Origin of the sequence: Streptomyces sp. NPDC046939 (assembly GCF_040644575.1) — a bacterium.
GTDB lineage: Bacteria > Actinomycetota > Actinomycetes > Streptomycetales > Streptomycetaceae > Streptomyces.
Genome location: NZ_JBEYWV010000002.1, coordinates 1 through 17,453, shown reverse-complemented (window position 1 = coordinate 17,453; position 17,453 = coordinate 1). Strand labels below are relative to the sequence as shown.

The window sequence follows — 17,453 nt, the reverse complement described above, 5'->3', positions numbered from 1 at the left end:
GCTCCGGGGCCGGCTCAGCCGAGCGGGACAGCGGGCGTCGGCAGCCCCACCGGCCAGGTGTGCACGGGCTCCCCGGAGTGCATCAGCTCCGCGTACCGGCGCGTGGTCGCCGCGAGCGCCGCCTCCCGCTCCAGTCCGCTCTCCAGAGCCCGGTGGTACGTCGCCGCCTGCCACGCCGCGCCGTTCATCCGCCGCTCGCAGCGCCCCTCGATCACGCCCAGGTAGAAGTCGCGATCGGCGGGTTCGATCCCCCAGGCGTCGAGTCCGGCCGCCGCGAGCGGCAGCAGCTCGTCCCGTACGAGGGTGGTGGCCGCCACCTGCTCGGTGCCGCCGAACCGGCCCCGGCGCGGCCACTCCAGGTGTGCGTCGATGCCGTGGCGGCAGGCAGTGTCGAAGTTGCGGGCGGCCGCGTCGAAGGAGAGCCGCGACCACACGGGCCGCGACTCCTCGGCGAGCGCCCGGACAAGGCCGTAATAGAAGGCGGTGTTGGCGACGACGTCGGTGACGGTGGGCCCGGCGGGCAGCACCCGGTTCTCCACGCGCAGGTGCGGGACGCCGTCGGCGATGTCGTAGACGGGCCGGTTCCAGCGGTACACCGTGCCGTTGTGGAGGACCATCTCGGCGAGGGTCGGCACGCCGCCCTTGTCGATCACCTCGAGGGGCTGTTCGTCGTCCAGGATCGGCAGCAGCGGCGGGAAGTACTTCAGGTTCTCCTCGAAGAGGTCGTACGCCGAGTCGATCCAGCGCTCCCCGAACCAGGTCCGCGGCCGCACCCCCTGCGCCTGGAGCTCGGGCGGACGCACGTCCGTGGACTGCTGGAACAGCGGGGGCCGCGACTCCCGCCACACCTCGCGCCCGAAGAGGAACGGTGAATTGGCGCCCATCGCGATCTGTACCCCGGCGACCGCCTGCGCCGCGTTCCACACGGCGGCGAACCGGTTCGGGGTGACCTGGAGGTGCAACTGCACGGACGTACAGGCGGCCTCCGGCACGATCGACGAGGACGTGGTGGTCAGTCGCTCCACACCGTCGATGTCGAGCTGGAAGTCCTCACCGCGCGCGGCGACCATCTGCTCGTTCAGCAGCGTGTAGCGGTCGACGTCCGACAGGTTCGCGGAGACGAGGTCGTCCGGCTTCAGCGTCGGCAGAATGCCGATCATCACGATGCCGGCGTCGACCTCGTTCGCCTTTCTGTGGGCATAGCCGAGCCCCGTGCGCAGCTCCTCGGCGAGCTGGTCGAGAACGCGGCCGCCGAGCCGGTGCGGAGCAATGTTCACTTCGAGATTGAACATCGCGAGTTCCGTCTGGAAATCCCGGCTCGCGATGCGTTCGAGCACTTCCCCATTCATCATTCGCGGCAGCCCGTCGGGCCCGGCGAGATTCAGCTCGATCTCCAGCCCCATCAAGTTTTTGGGACGGTCGAACCGCTTCTCCTTCAGGAGTCGCCCGAGCCCCTCGAGACACTCCTTCACCTTCTGCCGGTAGTGCTGCCGATCCGCCGGATCGACCGCGCCCGCAGCGACCTTCTCCCCCATGGGAGCTTCCTTCCTCGCCTGGGCAGCCCGATGATCCGGCCGCTCGTCACGGTGGATGATGCCCAGCAGATGTGATCCATAACGCCCCGCGCGGGCCCACGGAGCAGTACGCTCAGAGCGCTTACCCCGGGGCACATTCCCTAGGCATGCAGCTTTTCGCAGATTCATCTACGAACATCTGGTAAAAAACGCCGACGAGTTTCGGCCGTCCGCCCGAACGGGCAAAGCGCAGGTCAAGAGGGTGGGGTCCTCGAGAAATCGACGTGACCCCGACAAAATCCCTCCCGGGCGACGTCCTGATAGCCCCTTGCGGACACCTGCCGCACTGCTAGCGGAAACATCGTGTGAACACGCGTCGTATAAACTCCGCGGACGAGACAGAGAGTTGGCGCCCGTGTCGAGGCCCCCGCCCCCCCTCTGGCCCGCGTAACGCAGCGCACTTCCGCGCACCGAGCAGCAGACAGCGCCGTCCGCTCTTCCCGCACCGCCCTCGCACCACGTGCCTGTCGAATGAGAGGCGACCCACCATGCCGCTGCATGTCCCCCCGGCTCCCGCGCCCGCTCTCCGCAGTGTCCTCACCGCCCTGGGCTCCCCCACCGCGGTCCGTGAGGCCCGCACCCCCTCCCTGCGCGCCGCGCAAGGCCCCGCGAGCCCCGAACTCCCCCTGCCCGTCTACGTGTTGGACCGCATCACCGAATCGAACCCGCCGAGCTCCGCCCGCCTGACCAACTGGCGCTTCCTGGTCCGCTGCGGGGACCGGGCGGTGGCCGCCGCCGACACCATGCTCACCCCGGACGGCTGGGCCTTCTCGCACTTCTTCGAAGGCCCCTACGTGAAGTCCACCGAGCGCGCCCTGCGCCAGGCCGAAGCCCTGCCGGGGAGCTACCAGCCGCGGCTGCTCTCCGTGCCGGAGCTGTACATGCTCACCCTGTGGCTGCACGGCGACCACACGGCGGACACGGCCGACGGCACCCCGGCCGCCGACGACATCCTGGTCCCGCTCGCACCCGCGCCACCGGGCATCGCCGCCCACCGCCCGCACCGCGCCGCGGAACTCCTCCCGGTCCTGGCCCTGCGCCTGACCCCGTCCCGGGCCGCCCTGCTCGCCTGAAGCCGCGCCCGCCTCTGTGCCCCGCGCCGACGCCGTCCGGCCGCGGGGCACAGCCATGCCACGCCCGGACCGAGCGGACTAGTCAACTCCGGCCACCCCGAACCACCCGAAGAGGCAGTGCAGTTGGAGTGAACCGCCCGCAAGAGTGACGCGTCTCCATCCAGTGAGGACCGCTGCTACGAAATCCCTGCGGATTGACGCCCACAGGGCAACACTGGGTTCCGGACCGACCGAAACGGGGGGCGGCCATGAACACGAGTTCACGCCGCAACACAGACGCCGACATCATCGAGATCACTACGCAGCGAAAGAACCTACCCATGTGCCAGCACCAGCCGTCGTGCCCCACAGCAGAATCCGCGGACAGGGAGGCCGCGCTTCCGGTGGCTCACCACCCGGAGCAGGGCTGGAGCCTGCTGTGCAACGGGGTCCTGCTCTTCGAGGACACCGGGGAACTCCTCCCCAACGGCACGATCATCGCCCCACACCGCCCGCTGGCATCAGTGGTGACAGCCGCCTAGAGGCACGCCCCGCAGGGGCGCGGGGAACTGCGCGACCAGCCACAACGAACGGCCGGCCGCGCAGCCACCCCGACCCTCACGCCTCGTAGGCGTCCAAGGGCGGGCAGGAACACACCAGGTTCCGGTCACCGAAGGCCTGGTCAATACGCCGGACAGGCGGCCAGTACTTGTCGGACGCGGAAACCCCCGCGGGGAAGACCCCTTCCTCGCGGCTGTACGCGTGCGCCCACTCCCCGCCGAGCATCCCGGCCGTGTGCGGAGCGTTCCGCAGCGGGTTGTCGTCCGCCGGCCACTCGCCGGAGGCGACCCGCTCGACCTCGCCCCGAATGGCGATCATCGCGTCGCAGAACCGGTCGAGCTCGTCGATGTCCTCGCTCTCGGTCGGCTCGATCATCAGCGTGCCCGCCACGGGGAACGACATGGTCGGCGCGTGGAACCCGTAGTCGATGAGGCGCTTGGCGATGTCGTCGACCGTGACGCCGGTCTCCTTCGACAGCGGCCGCAGGTCGATGATGCACTCGTGCGCGACAAGCCCGCCGGGGCCGGTGTAGAGCACCGGGAAGTGCGGTTCGAGCCGCTTGGCGATGTAGTTGGCGGAGAGCACCGCCACCTGCGTCGCCCGCTTCAGCCCCTCGCCGCCCATGAGACGCACGTACGACCACGAGATCGGCAGGATGCCCGCCGAGCCCCACGGCGCGGCCGAGATCGGCCCGACGCCGGTCTCGGGGCCCGCGGCCGGCTGCAGCGGGTGGTTCGGCAGATACGGCGCGAGGTGCGCGCGGACACCGACCGGGCCGACTCCGGGACCGCCGCCGCCGTGCGGGATGCAGAACGTCTTGTGCAGGTTCAGGTGCGAGACGTCGCCCCCGAAGTGGCCCGGCTTGGCGAGCCCGACCAGCGCGTTGAGGTTGGCGCCGTCCACGTAGACCTGGCCGCCCGCGTCGTGCACGGTGGCGCAGATGTCGGCGACGTGCTCCTCGAAGACGCCGTGCGTCGACGGGTACGTGATCATGAGGACGGCCAGCTCGTCGGAGTACTGCTCGATCTTGGCGCGCAGGTCCTCGACGTCGATCTCGCCGTCGTCGGCCGTCTTCACGACGACGACCTTCATGCCGGCCATCACGGCGCTCGCCGCGTTGGTGCCGTGCGCGGAGGACGGGATGAGGCAGACGGTGCGCTGCTCGTCGCCGTTGGCACGGTGGTAGCCGCGGACGGCGAGGAGACCGGCCAGCTCGCCCTGCGAACCGGCGTTCGGCTGCAGCGACACCTTGTCGTAGCCGGTGACCTCCGCGAGGCGCTCCTCCAGCTCCGTGATGAGCGTCAGGTAGCCCTGCGCCTGCTCGGCCGGGACGAAGGGGTGCAACTGGCCGAACTCGGGCCAGGTCACCGGCTCCATCTCGGTCGTCGCGTTCAGCTTCATCGTGCAGGAGCCCAGCGGGATCATGCCGCGGTCGAGCGCGTAGTCGCGGTCGGCGAGCTTGCGCAGGTAGCGCAGCATCGCGGTCTCGGAGCGGTGCTGGTGGAAGACCGGGTGCGCGAGGATCTCGTCGCCGCGCAGCGCCGACGCGGGCAGCACGTCGGCGACCTCGGCGTCCAGCGCCTCGATGTCCGCCTCGACGCCGAAGGCGCCCCAGACGATGTGCAGGTGGCTCCGCGTCGTGGTCTCGTCGCAGGCCACGGAGACGTGGTCGGCGTCGACCTGGCGCAGATTGACCCCGCGCTCGCGCGCGGCCCGCACCACCTGGGCGGCCCGACCCGGCACCCGTACGGTCACGGTGTCGAAGTACGTGCTGTGCACGACCTCGACGCCGCCCGCCGTCAGACCGGCGGCGAACAGGGTGGCGTAGCGGTGGGTGCGCTGAGCGATGGACCGCAGACCGTCCGGGCCGTGGTAGACGGCGTACATGCCGGCCATGACGGCGAGCAGGACCTGCGCCGTACAGATGTTGCTCGTGGCCTTCTCGCGACGGATGTGCTGCTCACGCGTCTGCAGGGCGAGGCGGTACGCCTTGTTGCCGTCGGCGTCGACGGAGACGCCGACGAGACGGCCGGGCAGGGAGCGCGCGAACTTCTCGCGGACCGCCATGTAACCGGCGTGCGGACCTCCGAAGCCCATCGGGACACCGAACCGCTGGGTCGTGCCGACAGCGATGTCGGCGCCCAGCTCGCCGGGCGAGGTCAGGAGCGTGAGGGCGAGCAGGTCGGCGGCGACGGTGACGATCGCACCCAGCTCGTGGGCCTGGTCGATGACGGGCTTGATGTCGCGGACGGCTCCGGAGGCGCCCGGGTACTGCACGAGTACGCCGACGACACCGCGCTCCGCGACCTCGGCGGGGATGCCGTCGCTGAGGTCGGCGACGACGATCTCGACGCCGGTCGGCTCGGCGCGGGTCTGGATCACGGCGGTGGTCTGCGGCAGCGCGTCGGCGTCCACCACGTACACGCCGTTCCTGACCTTGCCGATGCGCCGGGACAGGGCCATCGCCTCGGCGGCGGCGGTGCCCTCGTCGAGCAGCGAGGCGCCGGAGGTCGGCAGGCCGGTCAGGTCAGCGACCATCGTCTGGAAGTTGAGCAACGCCTCCAGGCGGCCCTGCGAGATCTCCGGCTGGTACGGCGTGTAGGCCGTGTACCAGGAGGGGTTCTCCATGACGTTGCGCAGGATCACGGGCGGGGTGAACGTCCCGTAGTAGCCGAGGCCGATCATTGAGCCGAGCACCTGGTTGCGGTCGGCGAGGGAGCGCAGCTCCGCGAGCACCTCGGCCTCGGTGCGGGCGGCGGGGAGCTTCAGCGCCTCGGCGCTCTTGATCACGTTCGGCACCGCGGCCGCCGTCAGCTCGTCGAGCGAGCCGTAGCCGACCTGCGCGAGCATCTTGGCCTGCGCGGCGTCGTCCGGACCGATGTGGCGCTGCTCGAAGGGGATTCCCTGCTCCAACGCGGAGAGCGGAGTGCGGTTGGCGGTCATTGCGGAGGCCTCCTGGTCACTACGACCTGCGAGGGGCACCACGGCGCGGGTGCCCGGACGGCCTCCCCCTCTGTCATCTCAACCTGAGAGCTTCACCGGCCCGCCCCGTACGCCTGCCGAACGCCGTACGGAACGCACCGGCTTTCACCGTCGGTGAGGGTGGGAGACATGCCCCCGCCCTGCTTTCCAGAGTGACCTCGTCCGTGCGGTACGTGGGCCTGAGAGATTCCGGGGAGGATTTGCTCCTTCGGCGCCTCCGACCTCGGTCGGAGACTCTCCCGCACGGGGTCAGCAGCCGCTTGCCAGCGTACCAGCGGCAGTATGACCGCAGCCCCCGAGTGGCCGCCTTGCCCGAAGTGCTCTTTGGTAGTGCTTACAACCGAGTTCGTGGGGGTTACAGATGAGTTCGCCGCGCTCACGGACGAGTCTGTAGCGTTTCCAGACGAGTCGCGACCTGCTGGAGGGCCCGTGCAGACCGACATCGATCCACGCAATCTGATCGGCCGCAAAGCGTTCGACCGCAACGGAAGCAAGATCGGCACGATCGACGAGGTCTACCTCGACGACGCCACCGGCATCCCGGAATGGGCCGCGATACGCACCGGCCTCTTCAGCCGTGACGCCTTCGTCCCGCTCGCCCCGAGCCGGTTCGTCGACGGCACCCTGCGCGTCCCCTTCGAACGCGCCCTGATCAAGGACTCCCCCGACTTCGGGGTGGGCCGCCACCTCTCCCCGCAGCAAGAACTCCAGCTCTACCACCACTACGGCCTGGACACGACGGTCCCCGCCCCCGCGGACACAGAGTTCGGCCACATCGCAGGCAAGGAAACGGAACACCCTTAAGCCCCCCTCGGCTCAGCGGCCAGGCCCCCGCCGCTGACACCACGCCCCGCAGCACCTTCCGGCGCCCCAGCGCACGGCGCCCCCTCACGAAACCTCCCGTACCAGCGGCAACGGATCCGACGGAGTCAGCAAGGGATCGTCCACCAGGAACGTCCTGACGCGGCCCGGGACCACCTCGTACGGGGTCTCGAAGCGCACCGTCACCCGGCCCAGTCCGCTTCCCTGGACCCAGCCCGGTCCGTACTCGGCGTGCCGGACGTCGTGCCCGGCCATGTACCGCCGCTCGACCGGCGCGGTAACGGCCTCCTCCGGCTCGGGCCGCTCCTCGGGCGCCTCGGCCACCTCCTGTGTCTCCCGGACCTCCTCCTCGGCGGCGGCCGCCTGTGCGAACAGGTCCTCCTGCGTGAAGTCGGCGAGGCCGCTCACCCCGACCCCGAGGAGCCGCACCCCGCCCGTCGTGTCCACGGACTCCAGGAGGCGCGCGGCGGCCTCCCGCACGACGCCAGGGTCGTCCGTGGGCCCGCGCAGCGTCTCGGAGCGCGTCAGCGTCGAGAAGTCGTAGCGCCGCACCTTGAGGACCACGGTCCGGCCCGACCGCCCGGCCGCCCGCAGCCGCTCCACGCACCGGTCGGCGAGCCGCTGGACCTCGGCCCTGACCCGTACCCGCTCGTGGATGTCCACGTCGTAGGTGTCCTCGACCGACACCGACTTGGAGTCCCGCTCGGCGACCACGGGCCGCTCGTCGTGGGCGAGCGCCATCGCGTACAGGTGCGCCCCGTGCGACTTCCCGAGGAGCCGCACCAGCTCGTCCTCGCCCGCCTCGGCGATCTCCGCGACGGTGAGGATCCCGGCCCGGCGCAGATGGTCCCCGGTGGCGGGTCCGACGCCGGGCAGGATCCGTACGGACTTCGGGCCGAGCAGCGCCCGCTCGGTCCCGGGGCGGATCAGCACCAGCCCGTTCGGCTTGGCCTCCTCGGAGGCGATCTTCGCCAGCATCTTGGACGCGGCGAGCCCCACGGACCCGGTGAGCCCGGTGACGCGCCGGATGTCCGCGCGCAGCCGCACCCCGACGGCCTCCGCGGACGCCTCGTCCCAGGCCACCTCACCGGCCTCCAGATCGACGAACGCCTCGTCGAGGCTCAGGGGCTCCACCAGCGGCGAGAGCTCCCGCAGAAGCCCCATCACCTGGTCGCTGATCTCCCGGTAGAGCCGGAACCGCGGCACCAGGTACGCGGCGTGCGGGGCGAGCCGGCGTGCCTGCCCCATCGGCATCGCCGAGTGCACCCCGAACTTCCGCGCCTCGTACGACGCGGTGGCGACCACACCGCGCGGCCCGAGCCCGCCCACGACCACGGCCTTCCCGCGCAGGCTCGGCTTGGCCGCCTGCTCCGCCGAGGCGTAGAAGGCGTCCATGTCGAGATGCAGGATCGTCGGCGCGGCTCTCACGTCACCGATGCTGCCCTACGCCACTGACAACGCGGCCGAGGGCCTCTCACACGGCCCGGTTGCGCCGCCTCGCCAGCTCGTCCGTCGGGTTGTGCCCGACGAGCGTCTCGCCCGTGTCCACCCGCTCCCCGTGCAGCTGCGAAAGGGCGCGGTCCACGTCCCGCCAGACCACGCCCACCGCGATGCCGAAGATCCCTTGCCCGCCCTGGAGCAGCTCGTGCACCTCGGCGGGCGACGTGCACTCGTAGACCGTCGCGCCGTCGCTCATCAGCGTCATGCGCTCCAGGTCGCGGAAGCCCTGCTCCCGCAGGTGCTGCACGGCGGTGCGGATGTTCTGCAGCGAGACCCCGGTGTCGAGGAAGCGCTTGACGACCTTCAGGACGACGACGTCCCGGAAGCTGTACAGCCGCTGTGTCCCCGACCCGTACGCGGCCCGCACGCTGGGCTCGACCAGGCCGGTCCTGGCCCAGTAGTCGAGTTGTCGATAAGTGATGCCGGCCGCCGCGCACGCGGTCGGCCCCCGGTATCCGATCTGCTCGGACGCCGCGGCCGCATCGCCGCTCTCCCCCGCCACCGCGGACACTGCCTGGGGGCGCTGCGGTGTGTGATCGGCCGCGCTGCCGTGAAACGAGTACGGACCGCCCGTCGCCGTACCGTCGCCGCTGCTTCTCACGCCGACCTCCTCTGTGACCTGCCTTCTCGACGGTAGGCAGTCACAAGGGGTGCGTCAACGAACGCCACACTCGCCACGCCGAGTGATAATCACCCTACGAGTGGTTTCCCGTGTCCCACCGCGGGGAAAGGCTAGCCGAATGCGCCAAAATGGCTGCTCACTGGCTGTTGGTGCCGAAGTCCTCGGGCGAGATCTGGTCGAGGAACTCGCGGAACTTCTCCACCTCGTCCTCCTGCTCGTCGGGGATCGCGATCCCCGCGTCGTCCAGGACCCCGTCGCTGCCGAAGATCGGCGTCCCCGTGCGCAGCGCGAGCGCTATGGCGTCGGACGGGCGGGCGCTGACCTCGACCCCGCTCGCGAACACCAGTTCCGCGTAGAAGACCCCGTCCCGCAGGTCGGTGATGCGTACTTCGGTGAGCTCCTGCCCGACCGCCTCCAGCACGTCCTTGAACAGGTCGTGGGTCAGCGGCCGCGCCGGGGCCATGCCCTGCTGGGCGAAGGCGATCGCCGTCGCCTCCCCCGGTCCGATCCAGATGGGGAGGTAACGGTCGCCTCCCACTTCACGCAGGAGCACGATCGGCTGGTTGGAGGGCATTTCCACCCGGACACCTACGACGTCGAGCTCGTTCACACAGCAACCCTAGGACGTGCCCGGCCGGTTTGGGTAGTCGGGCATGCGCCGCGGCCGGGGTCCACGGCTCGTGCCCACCCCTGTGATCAGGGCAGACGCACACCAAGTGCAGTTTGCACCAAAGCGGCGTGCAGCCGCACGGTGAGACCCGCCAGCTCCTTCGCCCGCGCCTGCGCGAGGGCCCTGGTCTGCGGGTTGCGGTGCACCTTGAGCGGCGCGACGACGGAGTCCACGAGTCCGGCCTCACGGTCGGCGGCGGCCCGCATGACCCGCAGGTGGCGCGGTTCGATGCCGAACCGGCCCAGCTCGCCCACCAGCTCGGCGACCGATACGGCCGTGGCGTCGTAACCGCCGTCCGGCAACGGGGCGATGAGCCCGTACGACTCCCACTCGGCGAGGTCCCCCTCGTCGATGCCCGCGGCGGCGAGCAGCTCGTCCCGGCCCACGCGGGCGGCCGTGGGAGCGCTCTCGGCCTCCTCCACGCCCTCGCCGGGCTTCCCGGCAGGGGGTGCGGCGGGCGCCTCACCCCGCTCCAGGGCGTCGAGCTGCTCCTTGATGACCTTCAGGGGCAGATAGTGGTCCCGCTGCATCCGCAGGACGTGGGCGAGGCGCTCGACGTCGTCCGCGCTGAACTTGCGGTAGCCCGAAGGCGTGCGCTGCGGCTCGACGAGCCCCTCGGACTCCAAGAACCTGATCTTGGAGATGGTGACCTCGGGAAACTCTTCGCGCAACACGTTCAGTACGGTGCCGATGCTCATCGACCGACTGCCCGCGGTGGCGGTGCCCGATCCGGCACCGCCCCTCGGTGTATGAAGCATGGACCTTCCTGAGGTTGGCTGGGTCAGATACCCCGCTGGCTCGCGTAGAAGACCAGCCGGTACTTGCCGATCTGCACCTCGTCACCGTTGTTCAGGAGCACGGAGTCGATGCGCTCACGGTTCACGTACGTCCCGTTGAGGCTGCCGACGTCGGAGACGGTGAAGGAGCCGTCCTGCTGGCGACGGAACTCCACGTGGCGGCGCGAGACGGTCACGTCGTCGAGGAAGATGTCGCTCTGCGGGTGGCGCCCCGCCGTCGTCAGGTCACCGTCCAGGAGGAAGCGGCTGCCCGAGTTCGGGCCGCGGCGCACCACCAGGAGCGCGGAGCCCAGCGGCAGCGCGTCGACCGCGGCCTGCGCCTCGGGCGACAGCGTCGGCAACTGCGTCTGCCCGGTCGCCTCCGGGTCGTAGGACTCAAGACCCGAGATGGAGATCGTGGACGTCGTCTCCGACGGTCCCTCGGCCGCGGCGCCACCGCGCAGCGGCGCACCGCAGTTGGAGCAGAACCGGCTGTTCTCGCCGTTCCGGTTCCCGCACCTCGTACACACCAGGGCCGACATCGACGGATCCTCCTGCCGCGGCTGCCCCGAGGGGGCCTGGGACGCGTACGGGCCGGAGCCGAACTGTCCACCCGTACCTGAGGCTGACGGTTCCCCGAAACCTATGCGGCCGCCACCGGCGGGGTCAACGGACGACGCGCCCTGGCCACCCACCTGGTCCCGGAACAGGGGGCGCTCGCCCACCTGCGTCTCCGGCACGTCTCCCTGGCGCGACGACGCACGGTGACGGTTGTCCTCACGCGCGCTCTTGCCGAACAACTTCGCAAACAACTTCACGGGCGATTCCCCTTGACCGAAACAGACCCGCCCGTGGGGCAGGACGAACCCTGACTGCACACATCGGCGTACATCGTGGACACGGACATCCTCACAACGTCCGGATCCGCCAAACAGTTTCCACCACACACCCCGTCTCCGGTGCGGCGACCCCCCGCAACCTCATGCCCTTGCACGACATCCCCCATGCACCTTCGCCTCACTCGGAGGACGACCGAGCGTAATCAGGCCGGCGCGCCGCCCGCAAGGCGTCCACGACGATCTTCTGCGAGCGGTTCACCACCACGGTGGCCTGCTCCTTCTCCAGCGTCTGCACCACACCTCCGGGGATGTTGAGGGCCGGTTCGAGGTCCTGCGGCTTGCCGATCACCTTGAAGACGTACGGCTGATCGATCTTCCGCCCGTCCACACTGACCCCCTTCCCTCCACTCGCGTCCGTCAGATACGTGTCGGCCACGACGCGCACGTCGTTCACCTGGATCGCCTCGGCGCCCGCCGCCCGCAGCTCCTGCACCGCGTCGAGCAGCATGTCCGCCTCGACGGCCCCCTTCGGGTCGGTGACCGTCAGGGTGATCCCGGGGCCCTGCGCGGCCACGGTGCCCGCGAGGATGCCGAGCTGCCGTTCCTTCTCGACCGTCTGCTTGCGCGCCTCCTCGGCCTGGTCCGAGCTGTTCTCCAGCTCGGTGCGCTGGTCCTCGAGACCCTGCTTCTCATCTTCCAGACGTTGAGTCCGGTCATCGAGTTCATCCAGGATGCGTACAAGATCTTCTTGGCGTGCGCCGCGCAACGCGCTGTTGTCGTCGCTGTTGGAGCGCACCTGGATGGCGAGCCCGAGGCCGAGTACGAACAGCAGCACGGCGACGGTCAGTTGCGCGCGCGACACGCGCGGCGGCCACAGGCCCTTCACGAGCCGCTGACGGCCGGTCAGCCCGGTCTCCCCGGCCGGCTGCCGCGCGGGGGCGGGCGCCGGCGCCTCGTCGACGACCGGGACCTCGGCGGGCAGCTCCTTGCGGTACTGGTGCCGCTCCGTGCTGTCGGCGTGCTTGCCGTGCTCCCCGTGCTTGCCGTGCTCCGCGTGTTTGCCGTGCTCGGCGTGTTTGCCGTGTTCCGTGCTCATCGGCCTCACGCCCGGAAGACGTGCCGCCGGATGGCGGCCGCGTTGGAGAAGATGCGGATGCCGAGCACGACGACGACGCCGGTCGACAACTGCGCGCCGACGCCCAGCTTGTCGCCCAGGAAGACGATGAGCGCGGCCACGACCACGTTCGACAGGAACGACACGACGAACACCTTGTCGACGAAGATCCCGTCCAGCATGGCGCGCAGCCCGCCGAACACCGCGTCGAGCGCCGCGACGACGGCGATCGGGAGGTAGGGCTCCACCACCGCCGGCACCTCGGGCCTGACGAGCAACCCGACCACGACTCCCACGACGAGGCCCAGTACGGCGATCACGATGTGCCCTTCTGTTCTGCTCTCGGCTGTGCTGTACGTACGATCACGCTGGGTGCGGCGGGAAGCTTGACGTCGTCCTGGGCCGAGATGCTGGTCCGGATCCCGAAGTTCTCCTGCAGGGCATGCAGGTACAAACCGTCGGAACTGTTCTGGAACCGGGTGCTCAGCCTCGGGCCGTCCCCCACCGCGAGCACCGTGTACGGCGGCACCAGCGGTCTGTTGTCGACCAGTATCGCGTCACCCGCGGCCCTGATCGCGGACAGGGCGGTCAGCCGCTGCCCGTTGATGCTGACGGCCTCGGCTCCGGACTCCCACAGGCCGTTGACCACCCGCTGCATGTCACGGTCGCGCACCCGCCCGGTGTCGGAGAACCCGGTGCTCTCGCGCGGCCCGCTCCCGCCGCCGGACCCGGCCGACTTGGCGTCGTCGACGACGAGCTTCACCCCCGGCCCGTGCACGGGCACGGCGCCCGACAGGACGCCCACCAACTCGCCCTGCTCACCGCCGTGTTTCTTCAGCGCCTCGCGCTGCATCTCCCCCACGTCGGTCCGAAGCGAGTCGACCCGGCCCTCCAGCTTGTCGGCGGCCGAGGTCTCCTGCTCGATGCGGTCGATCAGCTCCTCGCGCTCCTTCGCCACCACCGGCGCGGCGACCCGGGCCTGCGCGGCCCCGACGGTCACCACGAGCGCGGCGAGCACGAGACCCGCCGCGAGGCCCAGCTTGGCGCGCAGCGTCTTCGGCAGCCCGCTCTGCCCGGAGGCCCGCATCCGGGCGGTCGCCTCCGCGTACCCGTCGTCCAGGCTGTGGTCCATGACGTTGGTCAGCAGCGACATGGAGGCGTCGGGGCGCGGGGGGCGCCGAGGGGTGCTCCGAACGGGGGGCTGCTGCGACATGCCGCACATCGTCGCACGTCGCGGCCGCTACCTCCGAATGGCCCCGTCGGCGCGCCGGTCGGCGCCCGTGACGGGCGCCGACCGGACTGTTCAGCGAGGGCTCAGCGACCCGCGCTGTCCACCACCGCCGACCACTCGTCGAGCAGTTGCTGCGCGGAGGCGTCGTCCGGGCCCTCCGCCCACAGGTGCGTGACGGCCTCGGCCGGGTCGGGCAGGACCATGACCCAGCGCCCGTCCGCCTCGACGACCCGCACCCCGTCGGTGGTGTCCACGGACCGCTCGCCCGCCTCCTCCACGACACGGCGCATGACCAGCCCCTTGACCGCCCACGGGGTCGCCAGGTCGCGCTTGAGGACGTGCGCCCTCGGGATCCGCGCGTCGATCTGGCTCAGCGTGAGCTGCGTCCGCGCGACCAGGCCGATCAGCCGCACGAAGGCCGCCGTCCCGTCGAACACGCTGCTGAACTCCGGGATGATGAACCCGCCGCGCCCGTCGCCGCCGAAGATCGTCTCGTCCTCGCGCCCCACACGCGTGAGGTCGTCGGGCGACGTGTTCGTCCACTCCACCTGCGTCCCGTGGTACGCGGCCACCTGCTCCGCGATCCGCGTGGTCGTCACCGGCAGCGCGACCCGCCCGCTGCGCCGCTCGGCGGCGACCAGGTCGAGCATGACGAGCAGCGCCCGGTCGTCCTCTACGATCCGCCCCTTCTCGTCGACGAGCGAAAGCCGCTCACCGACCGGGTCGAACCGCACGCCGAACGCCGCCCGCGCCGACGCCACGATCTCCCCGAGCCGTACGAGCCCGGCCCGCCGGGCCTCGGCCGTCTCGGTGGGCCGCGACTCGTCGAGCCCCGGGTTGATCGTCAGCGAGTCGACACCGAGACGCCCGAGAAGGCTCGGCAGCACCAGACCGGCGCTGCCGTTCGACGCGTCGACGACGACCTTGAGCCCGGCCTCGGCGATCCCGGTCGTGTCCACGTTCCGCAGCAGCGAGCCGGTGTACGAGTCGAACACGCTGGACGGGAAGTGCAGGTCCCCGATCTCGCCCGGGAACGCCCGCCGGTACTCCTGCCGCGCGAACACCCGGTCGAGCTTGCGCTGACTGGCCTGCGAGAGGTCGGCGCCGCGCTCGTCGAAGAACATGATGTCGACGGAGTCCGGCACACCCGGTGTCGTACGGATCATGATGCCGCCCGCGCTGCCCCGCGCGGTCTGCTGCCTGGCCACCGGCAACGGCACGTTCTCCAGGTCCCGTACGTCGATGGCGCTGGCCTGCAAGGCGGAGATGACCGCCCGCTTGAGCGCACGCGCACCACGCGAGTGGTCACGGGCGGTGGTGACGGTCGACCCCTTCTTCAGGGTCGTCGCGTACGCGCCCGCGAGGCGGACGGCCAGCTCGGGCGTGATCTCGACATTCAGGATGCCGGAGACGCCACGGGCACCGAAGAGGTGCGCCTGCCCGCGGGATTCCCAGATGACGGAGGTGTTGACGAAGGCGCCGGCCTCGACCGTCTTGAACGGGTAGACCCGCACATTGCCCTGAACGATCGATTCTTCACCGACCAGGCACTCGTCACCGATGACGGCGCCGTCCTCGATCCGCGCGGCGCGCATGATGTCGGTGTTCTTGCCGACCACGCAGCCGCGCAGATTGCTCTGCTGCCCGATGTAGACGTTGTCGTGGACGACGGCCTTGTGCAAGAAGGCGCCGCTCTTCACGACGACGTTGGAGCCGACGACGGTGTGTTCGCGAATCTCCACATCGGCTTCGACCTTGGCGTAGTCACCGATGTACAGCGGACCGCGCAGCGTCGCGTCGGGGTGCACCTCGGCACCCTCGGCGACCCAGACGCCCGGCGAGATCTCGAAACCGTCGATGTCGACGTCGACCTTGCCCTCCAGGACGTCCGCCTGGGCCTTCACGTAGCTCTCGTGGGTACCTACGTCCTCCCAGTACCCCTCGGCCACGTAGCCGTAGATCGGCTTGCCCTCCTTCATCAGCTGAGGGAAGACGTCACCGGACCAGTCGACGGACTTGTCGGCCTCGACGTAGTCGAAGACCTCCGGCTCCATGACGTAGATGCCGGTGTTCACCGTGTCGGAGAAGACCTGCCCCCAGGTCGGCTTCTCGAGGAAGCGCTCGACCTTGCCTTCCTCGTCGACGATGGTGATGCCGAATTCCAGCGGATTGGGGACACGCGTCAGACAGACGGTGACGAGTGCTCCCTTTTCCTTGTGGAAATTGATGAGTTCGGTGAGGTCGAAATCGGTCAGGGCGTCACCGGAGATGACGAGGAACGCGTCGTCCTTGAGCGCTTCCTCAGCGTTCTTCACGCTGCCGGCGGTGCCGAGTGGCTTCTCCTCGTTGGCATAGGTGAGCTCCATACCGAGCTCTTCGCCATCCCCGAAGTAGTTCTTGACCAGCGAGGCCAGGAACTGCACAGTGACCACGGTTTCGGTAAGCCCATGCCGCTTGAGCAGCCGCAGCACGTGCTCCATGATCGGCCGGTTGGCCACCGGCAGGAGCGGCTTGGGCATGCTCGAGGTCATGGGGCGAAGGCGGGTGCCCTCGCCTCCGGCCATCACGACGGCCTTCATGTTGGAAGCGTCCTCCTTGAAAGAGACGACGGTCCCGGCCGACTTCACCCGCTGGATAACCCGCAGAGGTGTGACGCGGGCCATTCGGCGCTGGTGCCGGATGGCGAGCTCAATCGGCCGTGGAGTCCGCCCTGACAAGTCGGCGGACTTGGACCATGTACAGGATCCCTGCCCACCAATACAGGGTTGTACCCCAACCTGCGAACGCCCATCCGAAAATAGCGGCGAGTTCGTGGATCCATCCGTCCCCGTCACTGAGAAGCAGCAGCGGGAACGCGTACATGAGGTTGAACGTGGCGGCCTTGCCCAGGAAGTTCACCTGCGGCGGCGGATAGCCGTGGCGCCGGAGGATCCCCACCATCACCAGGAGAACCAGCTCACGCGCCAACAGTATGGCGGTCAGCCAAATGGGAAGAATCTCCCGCCAGGTCAGACCGACCAAGGTCGAGAGAATGTAGAGCCGGTCGGCGGCCGGGTCGAGGAGCCGGCCCAGGCTGCTGATCTGGTTCCAGCGGCGCGCGAGCTTCCCGTCGAGATAGTCGCTGACTCCGCTGAGCGCCAGCACCAGCAGCGCCCAGCCGTCGCTCTTGGGCCCGCCGAACTCAGGCCTGAGGATGAGCCACAGGAAGAGGGGCACGCCGACGAGACGCGCCATGCTGAGGATGTTCGGGATGGTGAGCACCCGGTCCGTCTGGACACGGGTCTCCTGGACCTCCACCCGGGGGCCTCCTGTGGGAAACGAGCCAACGATGCCCCCTGACTTTACCCTCAGCCCCAGCGAGCCCGAGCAGGGGGTGCCGGGTGAACGCAGAAAAGCCCCGTGCCGAATGGCACGGGGCTTTTCCTTAACAATTAGTTCGGCGGCGTCCTACTCTCCCACAGGGTCCCCCCTGCAGTACCATCGGCGCTGTGAGGCTTAGCTTCCGGGTTCGGAATGTAACCGGGCGTTTCCCTCACGCTATGACCACCGAAACACTATGAAACTGTCAACCGCACCGCACGTGACCGTGTGCGGGGTTGTTCGTGGTTTCAGAACCAACACAGTGGACGCGAGCAACTGAGGACAAGCCCTCGGCCTATTAGTACCAGTCACCTCCACCCGTTACCGGGCTTCCAGATCTGGCCTATCAA

15 protein-coding genes, 1 rRNA gene and 1 riboswitch are annotated in these 17,453 nt (G+C 69.6%); of the genes, 3 read left to right on the top strand and 13 right to left on the bottom strand.

Annotated elements, in window-relative coordinates:
* Positions 1-14: 14 nt before the first annotated feature.
* The gene (locus ABZ877_RS02315; RefSeq protein ID WP_361062947.1) at positions 15-1,535 is read right to left on the bottom strand and encodes a glutamate--cysteine ligase; all 1,521 of its coding nucleotides are present in this window, start codon (positions 1,533-1,535) and stop codon (positions 15-17) included.
* A 527-nt stretch (positions 1,536-2,062) separates the two neighbouring features.
* On the opposite strand from ABZ877_RS02315, the gene ABZ877_RS02310 reads away from it, so the two are divergent.
* On the top strand, positions 2,063-2,647 hold the full coding sequence (locus ABZ877_RS02310) for a hypothetical protein (RefSeq protein WP_361062944.1): 585 nt from the start codon (positions 2,063-2,065) through the stop codon (positions 2,645-2,647).
* Positions 2,648-2,967: 320 nt separating this feature from the next.
* Positions 2,968-3,168, top strand: coding sequence for a DUF5999 family protein (locus ABZ877_RS02305; protein WP_361062941.1), 201 nt, complete (start codon positions 2,968-2,970; stop codon positions 3,166-3,168).
* A gap of 76 nt (positions 3,169-3,244) precedes the next feature.
* Here the strand turns inward: ABZ877_RS02305 and gcvP are convergent, their stop codons facing one another.
* Entirely contained in the window at positions 3,245-6,130 is a 2,886-nt protein-coding gene (gene gcvP, locus ABZ877_RS02300; RefSeq protein ID WP_361062938.1) for an aminomethyl-transferring glycine dehydrogenase, read from the bottom strand.
* A 196-nt stretch (positions 6,131-6,326) separates the two neighbouring features.
* Positions 6,327-6,421: riboswitch (glycine riboswitch) on the bottom strand.
* A 177-nt stretch (positions 6,422-6,598) separates the two neighbouring features.
* On the opposite strand from gcvP, the gene ABZ877_RS02295 reads away from it, so the two are divergent.
* Positions 6,599-6,973: a PRC-barrel domain-containing protein gene (locus ABZ877_RS02295; RefSeq protein ID WP_361062935.1), complete on the top strand. Its 375-nt coding sequence runs from the start codon at positions 6,599-6,601 to the stop codon at positions 6,971-6,973.
* Positions 6,974-7,057: 84 nt separating this feature from the next.
* Here the strand turns inward: ABZ877_RS02295 and ABZ877_RS02290 are convergent, their stop codons facing one another.
* The 11 genes from ABZ877_RS02290 to rrf all read right to left on the bottom strand — a co-directional run bounded on the left by ABZ877_RS02290 (position 7,058) and on the right by rrf (position 17,294).
* Positions 7,058-8,419: a DNA polymerase IV gene (locus tag ABZ877_RS02290; protein ID WP_361062932.1), complete on the bottom strand. Its 1,362-nt coding sequence runs from the start codon at positions 8,417-8,419 to the stop codon at positions 7,058-7,060.
* Positions 8,420-8,465: 46 nt separating this feature from the next.
* Positions 8,466-9,092, bottom strand: a complete 627-nt coding sequence (locus tag ABZ877_RS02285) for a MerR family transcriptional regulator (RefSeq protein WP_361062929.1) — start codon at positions 9,090-9,092, stop codon at positions 8,466-8,468.
* A 157-nt stretch (positions 9,093-9,249) separates the two neighbouring features.
* Entirely contained in the window at positions 9,250-9,723 is a 474-nt protein-coding gene (locus ABZ877_RS02280; protein ID WP_347731313.1) for a bifunctional nuclease family protein, read from the bottom strand.
* Between the two features lie 86 nt (positions 9,724-9,809).
* Positions 9,810-10,541 carry a MerR family transcriptional regulator gene (locus ABZ877_RS02275; protein ID WP_361062925.1) on the bottom strand — a complete coding sequence of 244 codons (732 nt, stop codon included), beginning with the start codon at positions 10,539-10,541 and terminating at the stop codon, positions 9,810-9,812.
* Between the two features lie 23 nt (positions 10,542-10,564).
* The gene (locus ABZ877_RS02270; RefSeq protein ID WP_361063841.1) at positions 10,565-11,494 is read right to left on the bottom strand and encodes an FHA domain-containing protein; all 930 of its coding nucleotides are present in this window, start codon (positions 11,492-11,494) and stop codon (positions 10,565-10,567) included.
* An 82-nt stretch (positions 11,495-11,576) separates the two neighbouring features.
* Complete coding sequence (locus ABZ877_RS02265; protein ID WP_361062922.1) at positions 11,577-12,494, bottom strand: DUF881 domain-containing protein; 918 nt, start codon at positions 12,492-12,494, stop codon at positions 11,577-11,579.
* Between the two features lie 5 nt (positions 12,495-12,499).
* The gene (locus ABZ877_RS02260; protein WP_003970459.1) at positions 12,500-12,832 is read right to left on the bottom strand and encodes a small basic family protein; all 333 of its coding nucleotides are present in this window, start codon (positions 12,830-12,832) and stop codon (positions 12,500-12,502) included.
* Positions 12,829-13,734 (bottom strand): DUF881 domain-containing protein, encoded by a 906-nt coding sequence (locus ABZ877_RS02255; protein ID WP_361062919.1) that lies wholly within the window; start codon positions 13,732-13,734, stop codon positions 12,829-12,831. Before ABZ877_RS02255 ends, ABZ877_RS02260 begins: the two co-directional genes overlap by 4 nt.
* A 92-nt stretch (positions 13,735-13,826) precedes the next feature.
* Entirely contained in the window at positions 13,827-16,322 is a 2,496-nt protein-coding gene (locus ABZ877_RS02250) for a mannose-1-phosphate guanyltransferase (RefSeq protein WP_361062916.1), read from the bottom strand.
* 109 nt (positions 16,323-16,431) lie between these two features.
* Complete coding sequence (locus tag ABZ877_RS02245; protein ID WP_361062914.1) at positions 16,432-17,040, bottom strand: CDP-alcohol phosphatidyltransferase family protein; 609 nt, start codon at positions 17,038-17,040, stop codon at positions 16,432-16,434.
* Positions 17,041-17,177: 137 nt separating this feature from the next.
* A 5S ribosomal RNA gene (rrf, locus tag ABZ877_RS02240) occupies positions 17,178-17,294 on the bottom strand.
* Positions 17,295-17,453 lie beyond the last annotated feature (159 nt).